General features: G+C 70.2%; 23 protein-coding genes and 1 pseudogene. 17 read left to right on the top strand and 7 right to left on the bottom strand.

Annotated elements, in window-relative coordinates:
• Positions 1-98: 98 nt before the first annotated feature.
• The 4 genes and pseudogenes from ABLE53_RS22670 to ABLE53_RS22655 form a co-directional block, all read right to left on the bottom strand.
• Positions 99-363: pseudogene (locus tag ABLE53_RS22670) on the bottom strand (ATP-binding protein); the annotation flags it as partial.
• Between the two features lie 57 nt (positions 364-420).
• The gene (locus ABLE53_RS22665) at positions 421-966 is read right to left on the bottom strand and encodes a cupin domain-containing protein (RefSeq protein WP_348861429.1); all 546 of its coding nucleotides are present in this window, start codon (positions 964-966) and stop codon (positions 421-423) included.
• Positions 963-1,115 (bottom strand): hypothetical protein, encoded by a 153-nt coding sequence (locus ABLE53_RS22660; RefSeq protein WP_348861428.1) that lies wholly within the window; start codon positions 1,113-1,115, stop codon positions 963-965. The genes ABLE53_RS22665 and ABLE53_RS22660 overlap by 4 nt, the downstream gene beginning before the upstream one ends.
• A 116-nt stretch (positions 1,116-1,231) precedes the next feature.
• Positions 1,232-2,188: a LysR family transcriptional regulator gene (locus ABLE53_RS22655; RefSeq protein ID WP_348861427.1), complete on the bottom strand. Its 957-nt coding sequence runs from the start codon at positions 2,186-2,188 to the stop codon at positions 1,232-1,234.
• 98 nt (positions 2,189-2,286) lie between these two features.
• Here ABLE53_RS22655 and ABLE53_RS22650 point away from each other — a divergent pair, with 98 nt between their 5' ends.
• Positions 2,287-3,219 carry a LysR family transcriptional regulator gene (locus tag ABLE53_RS22650; RefSeq protein WP_348861426.1) on the top strand — a complete coding sequence of 311 codons (933 nt, stop codon included), beginning with the start codon at positions 2,287-2,289 and terminating at the stop codon, positions 3,217-3,219.
• Positions 3,220-3,241: 22 nt separating this feature from the next.
• Here ABLE53_RS22650 and ABLE53_RS22645 read toward each other — a convergent pair whose 3' ends face one another.
• Both ABLE53_RS22645 and ABLE53_RS22640 read right to left on the bottom strand, forming a co-directional pair.
• Positions 3,242-4,633, bottom strand: coding sequence for an FAD-binding oxidoreductase (locus tag ABLE53_RS22645; protein ID WP_348861425.1), 1,392 nt, complete (start codon positions 4,631-4,633; stop codon positions 3,242-3,244).
• Complete coding sequence (locus tag ABLE53_RS22640) at positions 4,630-5,763, bottom strand: FAD-dependent monooxygenase (protein WP_348861424.1); 1,134 nt, start codon at positions 5,761-5,763, stop codon at positions 4,630-4,632. Before ABLE53_RS22640 ends, ABLE53_RS22645 begins: the two co-directional genes overlap by 4 nt.
• A 234-nt stretch (positions 5,764-5,997) precedes the next feature.
• Between ABLE53_RS22640 and ABLE53_RS22635 the strand changes: the two genes are divergently transcribed.
• From ABLE53_RS22635 to ABLE53_RS22570, 14 genes are all read left to right on the top strand, one after another.
• Entirely contained in the window at positions 5,998-7,212 is a 1,215-nt protein-coding gene (locus ABLE53_RS22635) for a sugar ABC transporter substrate-binding protein (RefSeq protein ID WP_348861423.1), read from the top strand.
• A gap of 2 nt (positions 7,213-7,214) precedes the next feature.
• Entirely contained in the window at positions 7,215-8,831 is a 1,617-nt protein-coding gene (locus ABLE53_RS22630) for a sugar ABC transporter ATP-binding protein (protein WP_348861422.1), read from the top strand.
• Positions 8,828-9,892 (top strand): ABC transporter permease, encoded by a 1,065-nt coding sequence (locus tag ABLE53_RS22625; RefSeq protein WP_348861421.1) that lies wholly within the window; start codon positions 8,828-8,830, stop codon positions 9,890-9,892. The genes ABLE53_RS22630 and ABLE53_RS22625 overlap by 4 nt, the downstream gene beginning before the upstream one ends.
• A 3-nt stretch (positions 9,893-9,895) precedes the next feature.
• The gene (locus ABLE53_RS22620) at positions 9,896-10,228 is read left to right on the top strand and encodes a hypothetical protein (RefSeq protein ID WP_348861420.1); all 333 of its coding nucleotides are present in this window, start codon (positions 9,896-9,898) and stop codon (positions 10,226-10,228) included.
• A gap of 130 nt (positions 10,229-10,358) precedes the next feature.
• Positions 10,359-10,649, top strand: coding sequence for a putative quinol monooxygenase (locus ABLE53_RS22615; protein ID WP_348861419.1), 291 nt, complete (start codon positions 10,359-10,361; stop codon positions 10,647-10,649).
• Positions 10,650-10,655: 6 nt separating this feature from the next.
• Positions 10,656-11,642 carry a fumarylacetoacetate hydrolase family protein gene (locus tag ABLE53_RS22610; protein ID WP_348861417.1) on the top strand — a complete coding sequence of 329 codons (987 nt, stop codon included), beginning with the start codon at positions 10,656-10,658 and terminating at the stop codon, positions 11,640-11,642.
• The gene (locus tag ABLE53_RS22605) at positions 11,639-13,027 is read left to right on the top strand and encodes an aldehyde dehydrogenase family protein (RefSeq protein ID WP_348861416.1); all 1,389 of its coding nucleotides are present in this window, start codon (positions 11,639-11,641) and stop codon (positions 13,025-13,027) included. Before ABLE53_RS22610 ends, ABLE53_RS22605 begins: the two co-directional genes overlap by 4 nt.
• A complete protein-coding gene (locus ABLE53_RS22600) occupies positions 13,024-13,443 on the top strand; it encodes a VOC family protein (protein WP_348861415.1) in 420 nt (139 codons plus the stop codon). The genes ABLE53_RS22605 and ABLE53_RS22600 overlap by 4 nt, the downstream gene beginning before the upstream one ends.
• Positions 13,440-14,207, top strand: coding sequence for an SDR family NAD(P)-dependent oxidoreductase (locus ABLE53_RS22595; RefSeq protein WP_348861414.1), 768 nt, complete (start codon positions 13,440-13,442; stop codon positions 14,205-14,207). Before ABLE53_RS22600 ends, ABLE53_RS22595 begins: the two co-directional genes overlap by 4 nt.
• Before the next feature lie 31 nt (positions 14,208-14,238).
• Positions 14,239-15,189 carry a VOC family protein gene (locus tag ABLE53_RS22590; RefSeq protein ID WP_348861413.1) on the top strand — a complete coding sequence of 317 codons (951 nt, stop codon included), beginning with the start codon at positions 14,239-14,241 and terminating at the stop codon, positions 15,187-15,189.
• Between the two features lie 70 nt (positions 15,190-15,259).
• Entirely contained in the window at positions 15,260-16,024 is a 765-nt protein-coding gene (locus ABLE53_RS22585; RefSeq protein WP_348861412.1) for an SDR family NAD(P)-dependent oxidoreductase, read from the top strand.
• A gap of 11 nt (positions 16,025-16,035) precedes the next feature.
• A complete protein-coding gene (locus ABLE53_RS22580) occupies positions 16,036-16,929 on the top strand; it encodes a fumarylacetoacetate hydrolase family protein (protein WP_348861411.1) in 894 nt (297 codons plus the stop codon).
• Positions 16,930-16,933: 4 nt separating this feature from the next.
• On the top strand, positions 16,934-18,094 hold the full coding sequence (locus tag ABLE53_RS22575) for an alpha/beta hydrolase family protein (RefSeq protein ID WP_348861410.1): 1,161 nt from the start codon (positions 16,934-16,936) through the stop codon (positions 18,092-18,094).
• A gap of 158 nt (positions 18,095-18,252) precedes the next feature.
• The gene (locus ABLE53_RS22570) at positions 18,253-18,627 is read left to right on the top strand and encodes a VOC family protein (RefSeq protein WP_348861409.1); all 375 of its coding nucleotides are present in this window, start codon (positions 18,253-18,255) and stop codon (positions 18,625-18,627) included.
• A 4-nt stretch (positions 18,628-18,631) separates the two neighbouring features.
• Here the strand turns inward: ABLE53_RS22570 and ABLE53_RS22565 are convergent, their stop codons facing one another.
• The gene (locus ABLE53_RS22565; RefSeq protein WP_348861408.1) at positions 18,632-19,570 is read right to left on the bottom strand and encodes a LysR family transcriptional regulator; all 939 of its coding nucleotides are present in this window, start codon (positions 19,568-19,570) and stop codon (positions 18,632-18,634) included.
• A gap of 83 nt (positions 19,571-19,653) precedes the next feature.
• Between ABLE53_RS22565 and ABLE53_RS22560 the strand changes: the two genes are divergently transcribed.
• Both ABLE53_RS22560 and ABLE53_RS22555 read left to right on the top strand, forming a co-directional pair.
• Positions 19,654-20,616 carry a LysR family transcriptional regulator gene (locus ABLE53_RS22560; protein ID WP_348861407.1) on the top strand — a complete coding sequence of 321 codons (963 nt, stop codon included), beginning with the start codon at positions 19,654-19,656 and terminating at the stop codon, positions 20,614-20,616.
• A gap of 74 nt (positions 20,617-20,690) precedes the next feature.
• Positions 20,691-22,586, top strand: coding sequence for a hypothetical protein (locus tag ABLE53_RS22555; protein ID WP_348861406.1), 1,896 nt, complete (start codon positions 20,691-20,693; stop codon positions 22,584-22,586).
• Positions 22,587-22,614: the final 28 nt, after the last annotated feature.

The raw sequence follows: 22,614 nt of genomic DNA, 5'->3' as shown, positions 1-22,614 counted from the left end.
AAGAACACATCTTCTGGCATGCCTGTCATATGAACCGACGATGCGCCACGCACACCTCACCGCGAGTGTCGGCAAAGCGGCGTCCGCAGCTGCGCCCATCAACGCCGGTCGACGATTGACCCCCTTGGTGTCATGCTTCTTCGGTTGTGATGCCTGGGGACGCGGCCCAGGTCGCGGTTCTTGAGTCGGTAGGAGTCGCCTTCAAGGCGACGACCCCGGCGCGGTGGACGAGTCGGTCGTCATGGCTGCGGCTACGACGTCGCCGCCGAAGACCGCGCCCCAGCGGCCGAACGGCTTGTTGGACGTGACGATCAGGCTGGCCCGCTGGTAGCGGCTGGACACGAGCTGGAAGACGAGGTTGGCGCACAGAGTGGTCGCGGGCGAGCGTTGCCGCCACCGAGGAGACCACCTGCTGCAGACCTAGTCCCTCGGGCCGCCGTGCATGAGCCCGGCCAGGCCGTCGGGCAGCGTGGGGGTGAGGGCGTCGTCGAACGCACCGTCGACGAGCACGAAGACCACCTTCGCGGTGACGTCGCCGCGGTTGGCCCACGCGTGGCTGGTGCCGCGCTGCACGATGACGTCGCCGGCGCGCAGCGTCACCTCGGTGTCGTCGAGGATCAGGACGATCTCACCCTCAACGACGATGCCGTAGTCGATCGAGGCGGTGCGGTGCACCGGCGACTGCAGGCCATCCTCGTCGAGGAACCCCGGCGCGAACTCGTTGATCCGGATCTTGGTTCCGCACGGCGGCGGCGGTACGGCGAGGGTCCGCTGTGTCGGCTCGTCGGCCTCGACGGCGGTGATCCGCGCCGGGGCGCCCTCGGTGTTCCAGATCTCGTGGAAGTGGACGCCGTCCTCCGGCAGGTGCCGGCTGACCGGCACCGGCCCGTCGGAGACGACCACCGAGACGCCGTCGGGGGTGTGCCCGGTGACGACGCGGCGCGGGGCCTGGTGCTCGGTGCTCATGCGTGGGCTCCGATCGGCCCGCCGTGCAGCGCGAGCATCTCGGTGATGACGCCGCAGTTGTTCACCATCCAGCCGCCCTCGGGCTGGATGTAGGCGCACACGCCCGTCGCCAGTTCCCGCAGGTGCGGCGTTCCGTCGTCCCAGGTCACGCTCGGTTCTTCCTCTCCGTGGCTGCGGTCACAGTCAGCCCGAGAAGGGCACCTTGCGGCAAGGGGGAGGGTCATCGCCAGGACCGATCACCGGCATCGGCGATCGCAGACGCCGCTCAGGAACGCTCGTCCTCCACAGTGACGGCCACGTCATACAGCAGCCGGCGCAGCCAGATCACCGAGGGGTCCTTCTCCCGGCGGGGGTGCCAGTGCGCTGCCTCGGTGATGTTCACCGGGCCCAGGGGGGTGCGGGCGGGAGTGAGGTCGAGTACGTCGAGGCAGCGTCGGGCCAGCCGCGACGGCACGAAGCAGCACATGTCGGTGCCGGCGACCGCGAACGGGAGGGTGAGCAGGCTGCGCACCCGGACGAGCACGTTTCGGTCCTCGATACCGTGCCGCTCCAGCTCGACCTCCAGCGGCCGTCGCACGGCGCCGGCGGCGGTGAACTCCGCGACCGCGTGCGGCATCTCGTGCAGGTCCTGCAGCGTCAGCGCCCCGTCACGCAGGCGGGGATGGTTGCGGTCGACCAGGCAGACCAGCTCGTCGCTGGAGACCGGCTGGGAGCGGCCGGGGAAGTCGAAGCCGAGCGGCGCGATGATGAGGTCGCGACGCATCAGCTGGGTGTCCATCTGCTCGCGGTCCAGGTCGAGCGGGTCGAGCGTGATCGTGCAGCCGGGCGCCTGCTCGGTGAGGATCCGGGCGAGCGGCTCGGCGAGGACGGTCATGGCGTACTCCGACATGCTCACCGCGAACCGCTTGGCACTCGTCGCGGGCGCGAAGGCGCGCTCGTTGCCAAGCAGCGCCTCGGCCGCCTCGACCGCGTCGCTGACCGACGGCCGTAGCCGCTCGGCGGTGGGGGTCAGCTCGAAGCCGCGGCCCGACCGTACCAGGAGCTCGTCGTTGAAGTGCTTGCGCAGTCGGGTGAGGGCGCCGCTCATCGCGGGCTGGCTCATCATCAGCCGTTCTCCGGCGCGGGTCAGGTTGCGCTCCTCGAGCAGCGCGTGCAGGGCGAAGAGGAGGTTGGCGTCGACCTCGCGCAGTCGCTCACGCGTCGCGTGCTCGTGTGTGACCATGGCCATGGCACTGTAGTCGCCACCGCTGAGAGTGGAGGCTGAGCAGGGCGCTGGACGAGGGCACTGAGCGAGGGCACTGAGCGAGAGAAGGGTGCGCCATGGCGTTGGGCGGGACAGACCTCAACCTGCTGCTCCCGTTGAAGGTGCTGCTGGAGGAGGGCAACGTCACCCGGGCCGGGCAGCGACTCTCCCTGAGCCAGCCCACGATGAGCGCGGCGCTGGCGCGGCTGCGTCGCCGCTTCGACGACGAGCTGCTGGTGCGCGCGGGGCGCGAGTACGAGCTCACCCCGTTCGCGCGCGATCTGTTGCCGGAGGTGCAGCAGGCGGTCCGGCTGGTCGGCGTGGCCCTCGACTTGGAGGACGCGTTCGACCCGAGCACCAGCAAGCGCACGTTCCGGCTGGTGATGAGCGACTACGCCCTGGCCGCGATCCACGAGCCGCTGGTTCGGCTGGTCGAGGCCGAGGCGCCCGGGGTACGGCTGACCGTCGGCAACCTCGGCGCCGGCGCCCATCTCTCCGAGCAGCTCCTGGTGGACAACGACGCGCTGGTGGCGCCGATGGGCTTCGGGTTCCACGGGGTCTCGCGGCCGCTGTGGACGGACCGGATGGTGCTGCTCGCCGACCGGAACAACCCGCGGCTGGTCGACGGCCGGCTCACCCTCGAGGACCTCAGCGAGCTCCCGTATGCCTCGGGCACGTTCGGCGCGGGCGTGCTGACGCCAGCCGATCGGGTCTTCGGCGAGTTCCACATCAGTCACCGGCCGGTGCTGCAGGTCTTCGGCTTCCTGCCGCTGCCGTTCGTCATCGAGGGCACGGACATGTACGCCGTCGTCCCTGAGATGCTGGCGCGGCTGCACGCCCGACCCGGCTGCCCCCTGGTGATGGTGGAGCCGCCGTTCGGCGAGGCGCTGCTGGCCGAGGGCTATTGGTTCGCCGAGCACCGGCTCTCCGACCCGGCGTACCGCTGGCTCTTCGGCCGGCTCGAGGCGGCCAGCGCCGAACTCTCGCTCGGCGCCGACCCGATGCCCTGAGCCGCCGCTCAGCGCGGTGGTGTCACAGCCAGTGGTTGGCGTTCGTGGCGCCGTCGGCGCCGGCGAGGTAGCCCACGAACAGGTCATCGGGGTCGCGCTCGGCCCGGATCTTCTGCAGCCGCTCCCAGGACTCATCGGAAAGGAACCGCAGCTGCCGGTGGGAGAGGTCGCTGTCGCCCAGGTACTGGCCGACGGTGACCGGCTCCAGGTCCGCCATCGCCCGGTCGAGCCAGGCGCGGTGCTGCGCGTCCTCGGCGGGGTCCTCCCACAGCACGTACGACGCCAGGTAGATCTCCGACTGCACCGAGAAAGCCATGTCGGGCAGCTCGCGCAGCGGCGCCATGCTGAACCAGATGGTGAACGCCTTCTCGTTCGGAAGCGTGGTGTAGGCGCGGCGCATCGCCGGCACCACCTCGGCCGCCGTCCCGGAGAGCCAGGCGTTGTCGACGACCCAGCGGTGCCCCTCGGGGTTGGCCCGGACCTGCTGGGCCCGCTCCGCATCGAACGTCGTCGGCTGCGCGTCCACCACGAGCAGCGCCCGTACGAGCGCCGGGTTGTCCCGGAACGGCGCCAGCGCGGCGTCCGCCTGCTGCTCGTCGTCAACCATCGCCACCCCGGTCACCAATAGCACCGGGTCGGGGGAGATCTGCGGGTCGGTCATGGTGAGTGCCACGATCTCGACGCTGTCGGCGATGCTCCCGTGCGTGTCGTGCAGCCAGGTCATCACCTCGTCGAAGTCGTCGAGCCGGAAGGCCTGGACGGTGTGGGCAAGGTAGCCCGGGTGGGGACGCGTGCGGAGGTGGAACCGGGTGACGACGCCGAAGAAGCCCGGTCCAGCGCCGCGAGCGGCCCAGTAGAGGTCGGCGTGCTGGGTGGCGTCGGCACGGACCAGCTCGCCCTCGGCGGTGACCACGTCGATGGCCTCGACATACTCCGCCGCCCAGCCCCAGCCGCGCGCGTTCCACCCTTGGCCGCCTTGGAGGAGGAAGCCACCGATGCCGACGGTGGGGCAATGGCCGCCGACGAAGAACCGGCCGCGCTCGGCGAGGTAGGGGCCGAGTTCGCTGCCGCCCTTGACCGCCGGGGAGGCGGTGACGATGCCGGTGGCCTCGTCGTAGGCCATCTCCTTGAGCGCGCCCAGGTCGAGCACGAGCGCGTCGTCGCGCACCGACCACTGCGCCCAGCTGTGGCCACCGGAGCGGACCGCGACCTTCCAGCCGCGCTCGCGGGCCAGGCGCACGCCGTTGACCACGTCGCGCTCGCTGGCCACCCGCAGCACGGCCGCGGGGGAGCGATCGGTGAGCCGGCGGTTGAAGATCCGGTCGACCCGGGCGTCCCCGAACCCCGCGTCACCGCGGAGGAGAAGCTCGCCGTCGAAGCTGACGTCGACGTCGAGGGTGGGCCGCGCGCTCACGCCGTCGCCACCAGAGCATCGAGCGTCTCGCCCATGAGGCGGCCCGGGTCGGCGCCAGGCGTCTCGGGGTGAATCTCCCACTCGGCGAGGATGAGACTGTTATCCAGCACCATCTTCACGCGGGGGAATCGGCGCTCCCAGAACGCCGGCAGCACCTCGTCGACCCTCTGCCCGTCGGTAAGCATCTCGGCCAGGATCACCGCGTCCTCGGCGCACATCGCCGCCCCCTGGGCGATCAGCGGCGGGCAGGCGTGGGCGGCGTCGCCGATGATGATCGTGCGGCCGCGGAACCACGGCTCGTCGACGCAGATCGCCTCGATCCACTGGTAGTTGACGACCGCGTCGTCGGTCAGGCTGTCGCGCACCTCGCCCCAGGTGCCGCCGTACCCCTGACCGTGCTCCTTGAGCTCCTTGCCGCGCGGGCCCTCGCCCAGGTAGGAGCGGTCGAGGTTCTCCTCGAGGAGGAACGCGTAGCAGAGGTCCTCGGAGATCGGCGTGTAGCCGGCCTTGTACTTCGGGCCGCCGTAGTACATCTCCGAGCAGTCCATCTGCGGGGGCCGCTTGGCAACGGTGCGCCAGATGCCCATGCCGACAGGCTTGGGCTCGGTCGCGATGCCGATCATGCCGCGCACCCTGGACCGGATGCCGTCGGCGCCGACCAGCAGGTCGACGGTCTCGGTGCTGCCGTCGGAGAGCGTGACGGTGACGGAGTCGCCGTGGTCCTCGATCGCGGTCAACGTCGTCCCGAGCCGTACGTCGACGCCCGCGGCGACGACGCTGTCGGCCAGGATGTCGGCGATGTCGCCGCGCACGGCGCCCATCGTGCCGGGCAGGTCCGGGCCACCCATCGGCGGGGTGGCGATCTCAGCGATGAGGCTGCCGTCGGCGCCGCGCAGGCGCAGCTTGTTGAACGGGTACGCCCGCTCGGCGAGACGGTCGTAGATCCCGACGCTGCGGAACGCCTTCAGGGCGTTGCCCTGCAGCGTGATGCCGTGACCGACGCCGCGCAGGGTCTCGCGCAGGTCGACGAGCACAACCTCGACGCCGCGCTGCGCCAGCGCGAGGGAGAGTACGCCGCCGGTGATACCTCCACCGACGATCAGGACCCGACTGATGCGGGACTCGGACATGGGGCCTCCTTTGTGTCATCGGTCACAGGAAACAGGCCCGTCCGCGGCTCGGGAACCCCGTCCTCGCTGATGCCAGCCATCGTCCGCCGAGGTCCAGGCTCGGACGAATGGTTGGCATTCGTAGCGGTGTTTTCCCCTCTGCTGCGACGTGCGTCACGCTCCATCAGTGACCTCAGTCACACGGTCTCGGATGGGAGGCGGCGACGCGTGCCGTCCGTTCACGAAGGAGCAGAAATGAGCCAAGACCTCAGCGCAGACAGCCGCACTACGCGGCCGACCTGGCTGCGGAGCGGCCGCCGGGCGGGCAAGCTCGTCGCCGTCGGCGCCGTCGTCGCCCTCACCGGTGCGTCGCTGATCGGCTGCGGCAGCTCGGGCTCGGGCTCGACCGACGGCGACACCACGTCGAACAGCCTCAGCCCGGCGGCCCAGCAGGCATTGGACACGGCGTACAAGGGGCTGGGCTCGGACCTGGCAGACCTGCCCGCAGTCACGCCCAAGGCGGGCGTCAACTTTTACGTCATCTCCTGCGGCCAGTCCGTCTCGAGTTGCTCGGCACCTACCGAGGCGATGATGGCCGCCGCCAAGGCGGCTGGCTGGTCGGCCCACATGGCCGACGGCAAGCTCAGCCCCGACGGCTTCGCCGCCGCCATCCGCCAGGCCATCGCCGGCGGCGCGGACGTGATCGTCCCGGTCGGCTTCGACTGCCAGGCCGCGCAGGCCGCCTTCCAGGAGGCCAAGAAGGCCGGTATCACGGTGGTCGGCGGCGGCGGCCCCGACGACTGCAAGCCGCAGCTGTGGGCCTCCGAGCGCCCCTGGGTCAGCGGCTACACCGGCGTCGAGGAGTGGAACACCTTCGGCAAGTTCGGCGCCGACTGGGCGTACGGCCAGAACGATGGGAACGTCAAGGCGATCACCCTGACCGCCTCCACCAACAGCTGGGGCCAGTGGATCACCGACGGCTTCAACGCCGAGCTGAAGAAGCTGGGCAACAGCACTGTCGAGCAGAACATCGACATCTCCGACCCGGAGACGGCTGACGGCTCGTTCGTCCAGAAGGTCACCACAGCGCTGCTGGCCCACCCCGACGTCAACGTCCTCCAGGTGCCGGTCGGCGGCTGGCTCAACGCCGGCCTCTATCAGGCCATCGTCTCCTCGGGCCGTACGGACCTAACGATCGTCGTCGGCGGCCAGTCGGACGCCTCGACGATGGACCTGATCCGCAAGGGCACCCAGAACGGCATCAACCTGGGCGCCACCCCGCAGGCCCAGGAGTGGGGCGCCTGGGGGTCGATCGACACCGCGATCCGTGTACTTGCCAACCAGAAGCCGGTCGACATCGGCGAGGAGATCCAGGCCGTCGACGCCGACCACAACCTGCCGAAGTCCGGCGCCTACCAGGGCAGCATCGACTGGAAGTCCGCGTTCCTCAAGTCGTGGGGCAAGGCCTGATCATGGGATCGACGACAGCGCACCAGGCGGCAGCCGGGGGTACTCCCTCGGCTGCCCGCCGGCCCGACCTGCCCGGCGACGTCGCACTGCGCGTGGCGGCGCTGAACAAGAGCTTCGGCTCGGTGCACGTCCTCAAGGACGCCTCGCTCACCGTTCGCCGGGGCACGGTCCACGCCCTGCTCGGCGGAAACGGGTCGGGCAAGAGCACCACCATCAAGATCCTCGCCGGAGTCTATCAGGCCGACGCCGGCGACCTCGAGATCGGCGGCCGGTCCTACGACCTCGACGGCTACGCGCCGGCGACGGCCGAGAAGGCCGGCCTGCGGTTCGTCCACCAGGACCTGGGTCTCTTCGACCAGCTCAGCATCGAGGAGAACTTCGCGCTCGACGCAGGCTACCCGCGTAATGCCGCCGGAGGCATCGACTGGAAGTCGCTCCGCAAGCGGGTTGCCGCCCTGATCGAGGCGTACGGCATCGAGGCCCGCCCGCGGACGCCGGTGAACCGGCTGCGTCCCGCCGACCGCACGCTGGTCGCGATCGCTCGAGCGCTCCAGGACGACGAGTCCGGCGAGTGCGTGGTCGTGCTCGACGAGCCGACGGCCTCGCTGGGCAAGAAGGAGTCCGAGGAGCTGCTCGGCCACGTGCGCCGTCGCGCCGACCTCGGCCAGACCTTCGTCATCGTCAGTCACCGCATGCAGGAGGTGCTGTCGGTGGCCCAGGACTTCACCGTCTTCCGCGACGGGGCCGTCGTCGGCGAGCTCGTCGACGCGCACCCGACCGAGGACGAGATCGTCGCCATCATGGCCGGGCGCACGGTCGCGGCGCTGCGACCGACCGGCTCCACCAGCCACGCCACCGCCGAGCCGGTGCTGGAGCTGCGCGGCATCGGCGGCGGTCCGGTGCACAGTGTCGACCTCACCGTGCACCGCGGGGAGATCGTCGGCATCGCCGGGCTCGCCGGATCCGGGCGCTCGACCCTGCTGGGCATGGCGTTCGGAGCCCTACGCCCCGCGTCGGGAACGATGCTGCTGGAAGGACGGGCGTTCGCGCCCCGCTCCATCGACGAGGCCATGGGGGCCGGCATCGCGCTCGTGCCCGAGGACCGCGCCCACGAGGCCGCGTTCCCCGACCTGACCATCGACCAGAACCTCTCGATGAGCGTGCTTCACCGGCTGTGGCGCCGCGGCCTGATCCGCCGTCGCGACTCCCGTTCCAACGCCGAGCGGCTGATCCAGAAGTTCGGGATCAAGGTCGCCGGCCCGGACGCCCTGTTCAGCTCGATGTCGGGCGGCAACCAGCAGAAGGTCGTCCTGGCCCGCTGGCTACAGCGCGACCCGAAGGTGATCCTGCTCGACGAGCCGACCCAGGGCGTCGACGTGATGTCGCGCGCGGACATCTACGGCGTGATCCGCCAGGCCGCGGGCGAGACCGGTGCCTGCGTGCTGATCGCCTCCAGCGACCTCACCGAGCTGCACGCCCTCTGCGACCGGATCGTCGTCCTGGGTGGCGGCCGGATCACCCGCGAGGTGGTGGCCAGCGAGGTCAGCGTCGACGACCTGACGGCGCTGGTCCTCAAAGCATCCAACACCCCTAGCCACACGGAAGGCAGTCCGGCATGACCGACACCTCGCAGGCCCACACCGTGCCTGCACAGAACAGCCCGTCGGCACCGACGCCCCCCACCGGCCGGAGCGCCTCGTCGTCGACCCTCGGTGCCGCGAACGTGATCCGCTTCCTCGAGAGCTACGCACTGGTGCTGATCACGGTCGCGGTGGCGATCTTCTTCGCCGTCATGCCGCCGGCCGACGTCGCCTTCCCGACGATCAACAACGTCAACGTGGTGCTCGGCAACAACGCCGTCGTGCTGCTGATCGCGCTGGCCGCGCTCTTCCCCCTGGTGAGCAGCTTCTTCGACTTCTCCCTCGGGTCGACCGCCGTCTTCTCCTCGGTGCTGTGCGCCGGGCTGCAGACCAAGTCGGGACTGCCGCTGGTCGTCGCGATCATCATTCCGCTGCTGGTATCGGTCCTGATCGGCGTGGTCAACGGCCTGTTCGTCACGAAGTTCAAGATGAGCCCGTTCGTGACCACGCTGGGCATGGCGACCCTGCTGTCAGGCATCACGATCTGGTACTGCAACGGCCGCACGTTCGTGCTGGACGGCTCCTCGGCGCTGATCTCGTTCGGATCCTCGCGCTGGTTCAACCTGCCGGCGGTCTTCTTCGTGGTGCTGATCGTGGCGGCGGTGGTCTGGTACTTCTTCCGGCACACGCCCTACGGCCGCTCGCTCTACGCGATCGGCTCGAACGCCGCCAGCGCGCGGCTGGTCGGCGTACCGGTGGACCGCAACGTGTGGACCGCGTTCGTGGTCTCAGCGCTGATCGCGGGCCTGGCCGGCATCCTCCAACTGGGCCGGCAGGGGAGCGCGACGGCCGTGGACGGCGGCACGCTGCTGTTCCCGGCGCTGGCAGCGGTCTTCCTCGGCGCGACCGCGATCATCCCCGGCTTCTTCAACGTGGTCGGCACCGTGATCAGCGCGATCTTCGTCTCGATCGCGGTCAGCGGCCTGACCCTGATGGGCGCCAGCGGCTGGGCCACCAACGTATTCAACGGTGCGGCGCTGCTCGTCGCCGTCGGCCTGTCCACCTACCTCGGCCGACGCAAGCTGAAAGGGAAGGACTGACGGATGGACAAGGCCTCCTTCGACGACTACATCACCCGCTTCAAACGCCGCGACACCACCGCCTTCGAGGACTACCTCGCCGACGACATGCACATGAAGAACGGCACCCTCGAGTACGACGGCGTCCAAGGCATGAAGGACCGGTTCACCGCCGAGAGCGACGATCCGGAGTCGCTGTTCGGCCCGGTGCTCGAGGGGAGACCTTCGAGTTCCGCGGGGTCATCTCCTACCGCCTCGACGAGGACGGCCGGTTCGCCGACATCCTCGTCGCCTACAACTCGTTCACCGGCACCAGACGCGACGGCAGCACCATCGATCTGGGGCTCCCCGCACTGATGCCAACCATCGCTCGAAGCGCGTTCCGCCGGGCATCGCCCCGTCCTAGCGTGAACCACACCCCCCACCTCTCCCGGGTCGCCGCCGGCGCCCGTTCCCTTTATCCCGAAGACCTCTGAGGAGAACTCCCATGGCCTACGTTGTCAGCGCTACCTGGACCGCCCAGCCCGGCAAGGAGGACATCGTCCGCGACGCGATCGAGAAGCTCACCCCGCCCTCGCGGCAGGAGCCGGGCAACCGGTTCTACCAGGCGTTCCAGGACCCGGCCGAGCCGCTCGTGTTCCGGCTCTTCGAGGTCTACGACGACGAGGAGGCCTACGTCGCCCACGGTGCCTCGGAGCACTTCGCCGAGTACGGCCACGGTCTGGCCATCCCCGTGCTGGCCAACCGCGAGCGCGCCTTCTACGAGACGATCGGCTGACATGCGATGAGACTGGCCGCTTTCCGCCGTGCCGACGACCCGGCCGGCACCCGCCGCGTCGGGCTCGTCGTCGGCGACCGCTCGGGGTGGTGGCTGCACCCGTTCGGAGAGGGCGCCGACCTGATCGCCCTGCTCGCGGCCCCGGTCGCCGAGCGTGAGGCCGCCGGGGACGCGGCCGCCCAGGGCGACGGCCTGCACCCCGACGAGGTCAAGCTGCTGGCCCCGGTCTACCCGAGCGCGATGCGCGACTTCCTCACCTTCGAGGCGCACGTCGACGGGATGGAGCGCGGGCACGGCAACCCCGGTCCACCGGGGGAGTGGTACGACGCGCCGGTCTTCCTGTTCATGGCTCCGCACGCGGTCATCGGCGCGTACGAGGACGTGCCGATGCCGCCAGACACGGAGCGTTTCGACTTCGAGCTGGAGATCGCCGCCGTCATGTGCCGCGACGTCCGCAACGCGACGCCCGACGAGGCCCGCGAGGCGATCGGCGGCTACTGCATCATGAACGACTGGTCGGCGCGAGACGTGCAGGGCAAGGAGATGAAGCTCAACCTCGGCCCGTCCAAGGGCAAGGACTTCGCCACCACCATCGGGCCGTGGGTCGTCACCGCCGACGAGCTGGAGGACTGCCGCGACGCCGACGGGTTCCTGGATCTCGAGATGACCGTGAAGGTCAACGGCCGGCAGGTCGGTGCGGACAGCTCAGGCAACATGGGCTGGTCGTTCGAGCAGATGGTCTCGCACGCCTCGCGTGCCTCGTGGGTCAAGGCCGGCGAGGTCTTCGGCTCCGGCACCTGCGCATCCGGCTCGCTGGCCGAGTCGTGGGGCCGCAACGGCACACTGACCCCGCCGCCGCTGCAGGTGGGCGACGTGGTCGAGATGTCGATCGAGCGGCTCGGGACGATCCGCAACCTCATCACCCCGACCCAGGCGACCGTCGCACCGGTGGCGCCAGCCCGCCGTCGTACCCGTCTGGAGGAGTCGGCATGACGCACACCCCGAACCCGGTCGTCACCCGCAACCCCGCCACCGGCGAGGTCCTGGCGACCTACCCCGCGCACGACGAGGCCGGCATCGAGCAGGCGATCGCCGAGACGTACGCCGCCGCGCAGGTCTGGCGCGACACCGCCCTCGAGGACCGGCTCGCGCTGCTGCGCAGCGTCGGCAAGCTGCTCAGCGAGCGCCGTGAGGAGTACGCCGCGCTGATCACCGCCGAGATGGGCAAGCCGATCACCGAGGCCCTCGGCGAGATCGAGAAGTGCGTCTGGAACTGCGAGACCGTCACCGAGAACGCGCCGCAGTGGCTCGCCGACCATGAGCTGGTCTCCGGTGCCACCCGCTCCTGGCTCTCCTACGAGCCGCTTGGGGTCGTGTTCGCCGTAATGCCCTGGAACTACCCGTTCTGGCAGGTCATCCGGGCCGGCGCCGGCGCCATCGCCGCCGGTGACGCGTTGCTGCTCAAGCACAGTCCCGACGTCACCGGCGCGGCCCTGGCGCTCGAGCAGCTCCTCGCCGATGCCGGTGCGCCCACCGGTCTCCTCCGGTCGCTGGTCGTGGCGCCCGAGGACGTCGCGGCGGTGTCCCAGCGCGTGGTGGACGACCCGCGCGTCGCCGCCGTCACGCTGACCGGCAGCGAGCGGGCGGGCTCCTCGCTGGCGTCGCTGGCCGCGGCCCAGATCAAGAAGTCGGTGCTCGAGCTCGGCGGGTCGGACCCGTTCGTGGTCCTCGCTGACGCCGACATCGAGGCCGCCGCCACCGCGGCCGCCAGGTCCCGCTTCGGCAACGTCGGTGAGAGCTGTGTGGCCGCGAAGCGGTTCATCGTCCACGAGTCGGTCGCGCACGAGTTCGTCACCGCCTTCCTGGCGCGGGTCGCCGCGCTGGAGGTCGGCGACCCGACGCTCCCCTCGACCACGCTGGGTCCGATGGCACGGATGGACCTGCGCGACGGGCTGCTGCGCCAGATCCGCGAGACGGTCGCGCAGGGCGCCACCCTCGTCTCCGGGGGCGAGCCGATCGAGGGTCCCGGTGCCTTCATCCAGCCGACGGTCCTGGACCACGTCACCCCGGGCATGACCGCCTTCGTCGAGGAGACCTTCGGCCCCGCGGCCGCGATCGTCCGCGCCCGCGACGACGACCACGCCGTCGAGCTCGCGAACGACACCGCCTTCGGGCTCGGCTGCGCGGTGTGGGGCGAGGCCGACCACGCCTTGGCCATCGGCCGACGGATCCGCTCCGGCGGCCTGTTCATCAACGCCATCGTGGCCTCGGACCCGCGGCTGCCGATCGGCGGCATCGGCCGCAGCGGCTACGGCCGCGAGCTGTCCGCCGAGGGCATGCGCGAGTTCACGAACGTCCGCACCGTGGTCGTGGCATGAGGCTCGACCACGTCGGCCTGACCGTCGCGGACCTTCCGGCGATGAAGGCCTGGTACGCCGAGGCCCTTGACCTGGCCGTGGAGTTCGAGTTCAAGCTCGACCACGTCGACTTCACCGGCGCGATGCTGCGCTCGCAGGACGGGTGGCGGCTGGAGCTGCTGCACCGTCCGGAGGGCAGCCCCGGCCTCCAGGCTGGCGGCCCGGTCGAGGCGGCGTTGACCCACGGCTTCGGCCACGTCGCCCTCGACGTACCCGAGGTCGACAGCGCGTACGAGGCGCTGCTCGTCTCGGGTGCGAGCGAGCGGATGTCGCCGCGGCCCTCGCCGGAGCCCGGCGTCCGGATGGCCTACGTGGCCGACCCAGAGGGAAACCTGATCGAGCTGCTCGACCGCACGACCGCAGGAGCAACCACATGAGTGGACGTCTGGAGGGCAAGGTCGCCCTCATCACCGGGATCGGCGGCGGGATGGGCCGGGAGGCGGCCCGTCGGTTCGCCGCCGAGGGCGCGAAGGTCGTGGGCTGCGACCTCGACGTCGAGGGCCTGGAGGAGACCGTCGCGCTCGTGCGGGCCGAGGGCGGGGAGATCACCGGCAGCGCACCGGTCGACTGCGGTGACGCGGTCGCGGTGGAGGAGTGGATCAACGCCGGCGCGCAGGTCCACGGCGGGATCGACATCCTCTACAACAACGCCTCCATCCAGCGCTTCGGCGCGATCGACGAGATCTCGGTCGAGGACTGGGACTTCGCCATCGACATGGAACTCAACATCGTGTTCTACGCGGTGCGGGCGGCGTGGAAGCACCTCAAGCAGCGCGGCGGCGTGGTGGTCAACATCGGCTCGATCGCGGGCACCCGCGGGGTGGAGTTCATGCCGCAGAACGCGCACGGCGCGGCCAAGGCCGGCGTGATCAATCTGACCCAGCAGCTGGCGGTCGAGGGCGGCCCGCACGGGATTCGGGCGGTCTGCATCTCGCCGGGCTTCGTGCAGACCCCGGCCACGAAGTTCCTGGTTGACGACCCGCCGCCGGCGATGAAGGCGACGTGGGACCGGATCCCGCTGGGCCGGGTGGGGCAGCCCGAGGACATCGTCAGCGCCGCGGTGTTCCTGGCCTCCGAGGAGGCCTCGTGGATCACCGGCATCAACCTCGTCATCGACGGCGGCGGCTCGGTCCTCGGCTGACCGCCTCATCACCATCAGTAAGGAAGAACCCATGAGCAGCCACCTCAACGAGCACGGCATCACGCACTTGCGTCACGTCGACCTCGCCGTCCCCGACTTCGAGAAGCAGCGGACGTTCTACAAGGGCACCTGGGGGCTGACCGAGGTCGGCACCGACGGCGACCTGTCCTACTTCGCGGCCGAGGGCTCGCCGGAGCAGTACATCGTCCGGCTGCGCAAGGACGCTGAGAAGCGCCTCGACCTGATCTCGTTCGGCTCCGAGAGTCCCGAGACCGTCGACGCGCTCGCCCAGAAGCTGGCCAGCCAGGGCATCCAGCTCGTTAACGAGCCCGACAAGCTGCAGACCGCCGGCGGCGGCTACGGGTTCCGGTTCTTCGACATCGACGGCCGCACCATCGAGATCAGCTCGGACGTGGAGATGCGCGCCTTCCGCGAGATCGAGGAGAAGGAGGCCATCCCGGTCCGGCTCTCGCACGCGGTGATGAACTCCCAGGATCCCAATCGGACCCGGGACTTCTACGCCAACGTGCTCGGCTTCAAGCTCTCCGACACGCTCTGGGGCGAGCACATGGGCGAGATGATGCACTTCATGCGGTGCAACGACTGGCACCACAGCCTGGCCATCGCCCGCGGCCCGCACACCGCCGTGCACCACGTCTCCTTCGAGATGCGCGGCCTGGACGAGTACCTCTACGGCACGGGCCGGGTGATGCGCGCCGGCATCAAGAAGATCTGGGGCCCGGGTCGCCACCACGCGGGCAACAACACCTTCACCTACTTCCTGGACCCCAGCGGCAACACGATGGAGTACACCACCGAGCTCGAGCGGCTCACCACCGACCAGTGGCACCCGCACGTGTACGACATCGCGGACCCCAACACTCAGGACCTGTGGGGCATCGCGGACCCGATGAGCGAGTTCATCGCCCGCGATTCCTTCAACGACCCCGACAAGGGCGTCTTCGTCGCGCCGCCGGTTTGATCGACACCGTCACCACGCTGGTCGAGGTGCGAGCGAAGCGCGCTCCGAGACCCGAGACAGACAGGAAGCCATGAGACTGCAGGACAAGGTCGTCGTCGTCACGGGTGCGGCCCGCGGCCAGGGGGCGGAGGAGGTCCGCGCACTCGCCGCCGAGGGCGCATACGTCGTCGCCACCGATGTGCTTCCCTTCGATCCGCGCGACGAGGCGTGGGACGGCGGCCGGGTCGTCGAGCGGCACCTCGACGTCACCGACACCGACGGCTGGGCCGAGCTCGCCGAGTGGATCCGTGCCGAGCACGGCCGGGCCGACGCGCTGGTCAACAATGCCGGCGTCGCGGCCCGCGAGCGGCTGCCTCACGTGTCGCTGGAGGGCTGGCACCGGGCTTTCGACATCAACGTCACCGGCCCGCTGCTCGGCATCCAGGCGCTCGCACCGCTGATGCCGCAGGGGTCCAGCATCGTGAACATCTGCTCGGTGGCGGCGATCTCGGGCCACGCCGCCGCGGCGTACACCGCCAGCAAGTGGGCGCTGCGAGGCCTGACCCGCTCGGCCTCGCTCGAGCTGGGTCGCCAGGGCATCCGGGTTAACGCGGTGATGCCGGGGCTCGTCGACACCCCGCTGATGGCAAACGCATCTCCGGCGTTCAAGGACGCCGCCCTGACCGAGATCCCGCTCGGCCGGGTCGGCGTGCCGGCCGACATCGCACCGACGATCGTCTTCCTCTGCTCTGACGACTCGGCCTACTACAACGGGGCGGAGATCGTGATCGACGGTGGTCTGACCGCTCACGTCTCCCACAAGCACATCGCCGATGCGACGAGGTCACCGGCATGAGGCTCGCCACCGTGAGTCGTGCTTCGCGGCGCTTCGCCGCGGTCGTCGATCAGGCTGCCGGGACGATCCACGAGATTGCCGACCGCCAGCTCGACGACCTGGTGCGCGCCGGCTTGAGCCAGGCGCTCGAAGCAGGAGAGCGGGCGTTGGCCGAGCCAGGCATCCCGCTCGTCGACGTGGCGCTGGAGTTGCCCTACCAGCCGGCCAGCGTTCGGGACTTCGTCACGTTCGAGAGCCACGTCGAGGGCGTACGCCGCAGCATCGAGAAGTCGGCCGGCATCCCCGAGGCCTGGTACGACGCGCCGACGTTCTACTTCACCAACCCGCACGCGCTCTTCGGCCCGGGTGCGCCGATCCGGCGTCCGGTGCTGTGCCGCACGCTGGACTTCGAGCTCGAGGTGGGCGTGGTGCTCGGGCGCGACGGCAGCGACCTGACCGAGACGGCGGCCGAGGAGGCGATCTTCGGCTACACGATCGTCAACGACTGGTCCGCCCGCGACCTGCAGGCCCGCGAGATGCAGGTCGGGCTCGGCCCGGCGAAGGGCAAGGACTTCGCCACCTCGATCGGACCGTGGATCGTGACCGCCGACGAGCTGGCGCCGTACCAGGACGAGCACGGCTTCCTCGACCTCGACTGCCGGGTCGCGGTCAACGGCGCCCAGGTCGGGCAGGATCGGCTGGCCAACATGGGCTGGACGTTCGCGCAGATGGTCGCCTACGCCTCGCGCGACTCGCTGGTCCGTGCCGGCGACCTCCTCGCCTCCGGCACCACGGGAGGTGGCGGCTGCCTGGCGGAGCTGTGGGGCCGCCACGGCGATCTCACCCCGCCACCACTCGAGCCAGGCGACGAGGTCCACATCCTCGTCGAGGGCATCGGCGAACTCATCACGACGATCAAGGACTGAGGACATGTTCGAGTACTTCACCGGCCCCAAGTACGTCTGGAACCTCGGGGTCTGCGCGACACTGAACAACGGTGGCCTGATCGACGAGGTCGATCGCGCCTGCCGGCCCGCGCGGGAAGCGGCCGACGTCGACTCGGGGAGCAAGCTGTTCATGCAGTCGTGGAAGGCGGTGGCGGACCAGGTCGCCGACCAGGCGCGCGAGTCCGAGGCCAGGGGACACCTGCGTACGGCGGGTCAACAGTGGTATCGCTCCGGCCTGTACGTGTGCCAGGCCGAGCGGATGCTGAGCAAGGCCGACCCGAGCCGACGCGCGTTCTACCAGCAGGCGCTGGACGCATTCGAGAAGGTCTTCGAGATCGCCGACCCCGCCACCAGCCGCGTCGAGGTCCCGTTCGAGGGGACCACGCTGCCGGCGTACTTCTCCAATGCCTCCAAGAACGGCGAGCCGGTGCCGTGCGTGATCATGTGGAACGGCCTGGACTCCACCAAGGAGCACATGTACGCCTCCGGCTGGGCGCAGGAGATGCGCGAGCGCGGCATTTCGGTGCTGATGATCGACAACCCCGGATCGGGCGAGGCGCTCCGCTTCGGTGATCTGAAGTCCCGGATCGAGTCCGAGGACTGGGCCAAGGCGCAGGTCGACTACCTCGAGACCCGCTCGGACGTGGACAGCGAGCGGATCGGCCTGGTCGGGTGGTCGCTCGGCGGCTACTACGTTCCGCGCGCCGCCGCCTTCGAGAAGCGGATCAGGTTCATCGCCGTCTGGGGCGCCAACCACAACTGGGGCGAGGTGCAGAAGAAGCGCCTGCAGCGCGAGGGCGAGAACCCCGTGCCGCACTACTGGGAGCACGTCCTGTGGGTATGGGGCTTCGACGACGTCGACAAGTTCATCGCCTACGCCGAGGGCGTCCACCTCAACGGCGTCGTCGAGAAGATCACGGTGCCGTTCCTGATCGCCCACGGTGCCAACGACCGGCAGATCTCGGTCGACTACGCCCACCAGTCCTACGACCAGGCGGTCAACTCACCCAAGCGCGAGCTGCGGATCTTCACCGTCGACGAGGGTGCCGCCGAGCACGTCGGCCTCGACCACATGCCGCACATCAACGCCTACATCGCCGACTGGGTCGAGGACACCCTCGCCGAGCTCGCCGCCGCCGAGTGATGCGGCCGCCTCGCCGGCCGCATCGCGGTCATCACCGGCACGGCCGGCGTCGCGCACACGGTCACCAAGGCGGCGTCATCGCCCTGACCAAGCGGCTCGCTGCGGAGGGTTTGCCGTACGGCGCCACACGCGGCGACCTGCCCGCCGACGACCACCCGATGCGGCGCATCGCCGCCGCCATCCCGCAGGGCCGGATCGGACCGTTAGCCGCGATCGGCGGCGGCCGCGTCGCCAGCGCGGTCCACCGGCACCCTGACTGCTTCCGGATCGAGCTGCTGCAGCGCCCCGAGGCGGCCATGGGCCCGCTGGACAACAGCGGCTCGGACGAGGCCACGCTGACGCTCGGCTATGGCCACCTGTGCTCGCGCAGCAGCGACGTGGCCGCCGACCACGACCGGCTCGTCGCGCTGAGTGCCGTTTCGCGGATCGCGCCGCGGACTTCGCCGAACCGTCCCGGCGCGACCATCTGCTTCCTCGCCGACCCCTGGGGCAACCTCCCCCAGATCCTCGGCCGCCCCGAAGAGCGTGCCTAGCCGCTCACTCGAACGATGCTGGTGGCATCGCCAGGTCGTCGATCTCCTCGGCGATCTCTCCCAGCACGCCGAGCAGCCACCGCAGGCCGGCCTCCTCTGTGTTGACCGGGTGCCAGTGGGCGGCCTCCACCAGCGTGGGGATCCGCAGCGGCGTAGTGACGGTGCGGAGCCCGAGGGAGGGCCCCATCGCCAGCGCCAGCCGCTCGGGGACGAATGCGAACATCTGCGTCCCGGGCAGCAGGAACGGCAGGGTCAGCAGGCCGGGCGCCTGCTGGGCCGGTTCGAGCCGCACGCCGTGCTCGGCGAGGGCGTCGTCGACCGGCGTGCTCACACCGGCGCCGAACCACGCGCTCAGGTAGGGCATCGCCGCGAGCTCGGCAAAAGTGGCCGACTCGCCGACCAGCGGGGTGTCGACATCGCTGACGACGCAGACGAAGCGGTCCCGGAAGACCTCCTGGCGCCGACCGGGGATGCCGCGGCCGACACCGCCGATGACCAAGTCCCGGCGCAGCAGGTGGGTGGCGAGGTCCTGCGGCGCGGGCAGGGAGTCGAAGGCGACCTCGACGCCCGGCGCCAGCTCGACGAGCCGACGCTCCAGCCGCGGGCCGAGCACGTACAGCGCGTAGTCGGAGAGCGAGACGGTGAAGCGCCGGCTGCTCGTCGCCGGGTCGAAGTTGCGCGAGGCCGCCAGCGTCCGCTCGACCTGCTCGAGGGCCTGCCGCACGAGCGGCAGGAGCTCCTCGCCGACCGGGGTCAGCTCGAATCCACGCCCGACCCGGACGAGCAGCTCATCGCCGGTCAGCTTGCGCAGCCTGCCCAGCGCGCCGCTCATGGCGGGCTGGGTGATGCCCACCCGCTTGGCGGCGCGCGTCAGGTTCTGCTCGTCGAGGACCGCCTCGAGCGCCACAAGCAGGTTCAGATCGATCTTGCGGAGATCGGCCACCGGGCCAGCGTAGAGGTCACCTGGGCGTCGTCGCGGGTTGTGCACCGCGCCGTCGGCCGTGGCGTCGTGCCGAGGATCCGCTGGTGAGCGTCGCCGGCACCGACCTCAACCTCTTGGTCGTCCTCCAGGCCCTGCTCGAGGAGCGCAACGTCACCCGGGCCGGCGAGCGGATCGGGATGACCCAGCCGGCGATGAGCACGGCGCTGCGGCGCCTGCGACGCCGCTACAACGACGAGCTGCTGGTCAAGGTCGGGCGTGACCTCGAGCTCACACCGCTAGCGCGCACGCTGGTGCCGCTGCTGCAGGAGACGATGCCGATGGTGGAGCGCGCGCTGCGCCTCGACCGCCGGTTCCGACCGCGCGAGGCCAGCCGGGCCTTCACCGTGTGCGTCTCCGACTACGCGATGGTCGTCCTGGCGCCGCGGCTGCGTCGGCGGCTCGAGGGTGAGGCGCCGGGCGTGCGGATCAACTACCGCCCGATGCCCGCGGGCCTGGTCGCCAAGCCGCATCTGATGTCCGAGGCCGATGTGATGCTGTGCCCGCGCGGGCTCGGGGTGCAGGGCAGCAGCCTCGATGCCTTCGAGGACCGGTTCGTCTGCGTGGTCGATCCCGGCAACTCCCGCCTCGTCGGCGGACAGCTCGACCTCGAGGCGCTCGCCGAGCTGCCGCGAGTGCGCTCGGTGCTCGGCGCCGACCACCTCACGCCCGTCGACCGGCGGCTCGCCGAGCTCGGGCTGGACCGGGGGAGCGGGGTCACGGCGCGCGGCTGGCTGCCGCTGCCGTTCATCGTGTGTGGGACCGAGCTTGTCGCGATCATGCCCGAACGGCTCGCTGCGAAGGTCTGCCCGCTCGCCGGGACGGTCGTGGTGGCCGCGCCGTTCGGGGAGGTCACGCTCAATGAGGCGATCTGGTGGCACCCCTCCCGTGACCATGACCCGGCGCACCGCTGGCTGCGCACTGTGCTGGCCGACGTGGCGCAGGAGGTGGCCGAGGACGTGGCGCAGGACGGCGGACATCGGGACGTGGTATGCGACCCATGCCGATGAGTGACTTCCGTCACGTCCGGTGCTGACGGTTCAGTAACGGCGAAGCACGCCCCACCGACCCAGGAGCTGTCCACATGAGAACGACCACCGTCCACAAGGGCCTCGCCCTGTTCCTTCCCCTCGCCGCCGCGGTCTCGCCGGTGCTCACCTCGCCGTCGTACGGCGCTACCGCCCACCACGCAGCGAACGGCACCTCGGTCACCCTCGATCCAGGACAGACCTGGCAGATCACTGGCACCACGGTGCTGCGCAAGCTCGTCGTCCCCACCGGCGCCTCCGTCACCGCCCCCGACGGCAAGGTCGTCGTGATGACCGTGAACGGCGTCGAGGCCGGCGGCGTCCTCGACTCGACGGCCGGCACCGCAACTGTCATCGGCCCCGGCACCTACCGCGGCAACGTCGTCCTCCATGTCGTCGATGCCAACGACGTCGCCTGGGCCGGGCTGACCTATCCCGAGCGCCAGGCCGTCTACGTCGGTGCCGACGGCGTCGACCGCACCAAGTCGGTGCTGGACGCCGTGCGTGGCCGCGTCGGCGACGACACCGCCGTCGGCACGTCGGTGAGCTCGACCGGCCAGAACTTCACCGGCTACTACGTCGCCGACCGTGACTACACCATCAAGGGCGCCCGCATCGGCGAGTCCGGCAACGGGCGCTCCGACTTCGCCGGGTACGGCGCCGGCATCGTCGCGGACGGCAGCCGCCTCGAGGTGGACGACTCCCAGATCCAGAACACCGGGGCGGCCCGGGTCGGCCTGCTCGCCGCCAACGGCGCCAACGTGGTCGTGAAGCGGTCGCGGATCCACACCGAGGGAACCGCCTTGCCCAGCGACTACCAGCCGACCGTCGACCTGGCCCAGATGCGCTCGGCGCCGTGGATGCTCGGCATCGCCGGCACCGCACGGGCGACCAACATCACCGGCGAGAACACCAAGGCCACCTACATCGGCTCCGACGTGTCCTCCAACGGCTGGGGCGTGCTGTCCACCGACAGCGGCTCTAACGCCCAGCTGACCTCGATCAACAGCTACGTCCACACCACCACCAACACCGGGTACGGTGCCTATGCCATCGGCAACGCGACCGACCGCTTCCTCGGCTCCCAGGTCGACGTCGGCACCTACGGCGCCATCGTCACCGGCGGCTCGGTGGAGTACGGCGACACAACGCCCGGCGCGGTCTCGACCCTCAACGAGTCGCTGGACCTGGGGCTGAGCGCCGCCGAGATCCACAAGCTCGGCACCCGCCGCACCACCGTCGACTCCGACGGCTGGGGCGTCATGTGGCACGGCCAGGGCACGGCCACGGTCACCGGGCACACGGTGATCAACACCAAGCGTTCGACGTTCCTGGACAAGGGCCAGCAGGTCGCCATCGACGTGGACGGCTCCGACGGGGCAAGGCTCAACCCGCGCAACGGCGTAGTCCTTCAGATGATGCAGAACGACGACCCGGGCCCGGTCATGGTCGACGGCAAGTTGGTCAACGCCGGCGTCTACACCGAGCCCACCTCTGCGCCGACCAAGGACAGCACCTTCGACGTCACTACGGTGCACAACACCGACGCCGTCGCGGACTTCACCGACATCGACCTCGCCGGTGACTTCTACAACGGGATGCGCGAGGGCAAGAACATGGCGCTGACCTTCGACGGTTCGACCGTGCGCGGCGTGATCTCGTCCTCGGTGACCAAGCACAACCAGAGCACGATCACCTCGGCGGACTACCGCCAGCTCGGCGTGGTCTCGAACACCACCGGGGCTGTGGTCAACAACGGCGTCATCGTCGACCTCACCGGACACAGCACCTGGACGGTCGCCGGCACGTCGTACCTGTCGAAGCTGACGATCGACAGCGGCTCGAAGGTCGTGGCGCCGAAGGGCAAGCAGGTCACGATGACGGTGGACGGCGTCGCCACGCCGATCGCAGCCGGCACGTACACCGGCAACATCGCGCTGAACGTCTCCTGAGCCGGCATCTGAGCCGGCACCGCCGGGG

It is taken from the genome of Nocardioides asiaticus (assembly GCF_040049175.1).
GTDB classification, from domain to species: Bacteria; Actinomycetota; Actinomycetes; order Propionibacteriales; family Nocardioidaceae; genus Nocardioides; species Nocardioides cheoyonin.
The sequence above is the reverse complement of the archived record's forward strand: the minus strand, read 5'-3'. Positions and strand labels throughout refer to the sequence as shown.